Here is a 2,313-nt window from a genome sequence, read left to right as displayed (position 1 = left end):
TACAACAACTGTTTGGGTGTTGTATAGTCAAGCCTCACGAGCAATTAGTATTGGTCAGCTTCACATATCACTATGCTTCCACATCCAACCTATCAACGTCGTAGTCTTCAACGGCTCTTTAGGAGACATAAAGTCTCGGGGAAATCTTATCTTGAGGTAGGCTTCCCGCTTAGATGCTTTCAGCGGTTATCCCTTCCGAACATAGCTACCCGGCGATGCCACTGGCGTGACAACCGGTACACCAGAGGTTCGTCCACTCTGGTCCTCTCGTACTAGGAGCAGATCCTCTCAAATTTCCAACGCCCACGGTAGATAGGGACCGAACTGTCTCACGACGTTCTAAACCCAGCTCGCGTACCTCTTTAAATGGCGAACAGCCATACCCTTGGGACCTGCTTCAGCCCCAGGATGAGATGAGCCGACATCGAGGTGCCAAACACCGCCGTCGATATGAACTCTTGGGCGGTATCAGCCTGTTATCCCCAGAGTACCTTTTATCCGTTGAGCGATGGCCCTTCCATACAGAACCACCGGATCACTAAGACCTACTTTCGTACCTGCTCGACTTGTGGGTCTCGCAGTTAAGCGCGCTTTTGCCTTTATACTCTACGCGTGATTTCCGACCACGCTGAGCGCACCTTCGTACTCCTCCGTTACTCTTTAGGAGGAGACCGCCCCAGTCAAACTACCCACCAGACATGGTCCTCGTCCCGGATAACGGGACAGAGTTAGAACCTCAATATTACCAGGGTGGTATTTCAAGGACGGCTCCATCGCAACTAGCGTCGCGACTTCAAAGCCTCCCACCTATCCTACACAAGTAAGATCAAAGTTCAATGTCAAGCTGCAGTAAAGGTTCACGGGGTCTTTCCGTCTAGCCGCGGGTACACCGCATCTTCACGGCGAATTCGATTTCACTGAGTCTCTGCTGGAGACAGCGCCCCCATCATTATGCCATTCGTGCAGGTCGGAACTTACCCGACAAGGAATTTCGCTACCTTAGGACCGTTATAGTTACGGCCGCCGTTTACTGGGGCTTCGATCAAGAGCTTCGCTTACGCTAACCCCATCAATTAACCTTCCAGCACCGGGCAGGCATCACACCCTATACGTCCACTTTCGTGTTTGCAGAGTGCTATGTTTTTAATAAACAGTTGCAGGGGCCTGGTTTCTGAGGCTGTCGGCCGCTCAAGGAGCAAGTCCTATCACAGACAACAGCGTACCTTCTCCCGAAGTTACGGTACCATTTTGCCTAGTTCCTTCAGCAGAGTTCTCTCAAGCGCTTTGGTCTACTCGACCTGACCACCTGTGTCGGTTTCGGGTACGATTCCTGTGTAACTGAAGCTTAGAGACTTTTCCTGGAAGCATGGTATCAGCCACTTCACTGTACAAGTACAGCTTGCTATCAGTTCTCAGCATAGAGTACCCCGGATTTGCCTAAGATACATGCCTACAACCTTCCACCTGGACAACCAACGCCAGGCTGACTTAACCTTCTCCGTCCTCTCATCGCATTACACAGAAGTATTGGAATATTAACCAATTTCCCATCGACTACGCCTCTCGGCCTCGCCTTAGGGGTCGACTCACCCAGCCCCGATTAACGTTGGACTGGAACCCTTGGTCTTTCAGCGTGCGAGTTTTTCACTCGCATTGTCGTTACTCACGTCAGCATTCGCACTTCTGATACCTCCAGCAGACTTCTCAATCCACCTTCATCGGCTTACAGAACGCTCCCCTACCACGCATAATAAATTATGCATCCGCAGCTTCGGCATATAGTTTTAGCCCCGTTACATCTTCCGCGCAGGCCGACTCGACTAGTGAGCTATTACGCTTTCTTTAAAGGGTGGCTGCTTCTAAGCCAACCTCCTAGCTGTCTATGCCTTCCCACATCGTTTCCCACTTAACTATAATTTTGGGGCCTTAGCTGGCGGTCTGGATTGTTTTCCTCTTGACTACGGACGTTAGCACCCGCAGTCTGTCTCCCGGATAGTACTCATTGGTATTCGGAGTTTGCATCGGTTTGGTAAGTCGGGATGACCCCCTAGCCGAAACAGTGCTCTACCCCCAATGGTATTCGTCCGAGGCGCTACCTAAATAGCTTTCGGGGAGAACCAGCTATCACCAAGTTTGATTAGCCTTTCACCCCTATCCACAAGTCATCCCCTGGCTTTTCAACGACAGTGGGTTCGGTCCTCCAGTTAGTGTTACCCAACCTTCAACCTGCTCATGGATAGATCACCTGGTTTCGGGTCTATACCCAGCAACTAAACGCCCTATTAAGACTCGGTTTCCCTACGGCTCCCCTAT

The 2,313-nt window shown here is 50.9% G+C and carries 1 rRNA gene; it reads right to left on the bottom strand.

From position 1 onward, the window contains the following. Positions 1-23: 23 nt before the first annotated feature. Positions 24-2,313 (bottom strand): 23S ribosomal RNA (locus tag NI469_RS15585); the annotation flags it as partial.

Source organism: Acinetobacter lwoffii, assembly GCF_024129735.1.
Classification (GTDB): domain Bacteria; phylum Pseudomonadota; class Gammaproteobacteria; order Pseudomonadales; family Moraxellaceae; genus Acinetobacter; species Acinetobacter lwoffii_H.
The sequence above is the reverse complement of the archived record's forward strand: the minus strand, read 5'-3'. Positions and strand labels throughout refer to the sequence as shown.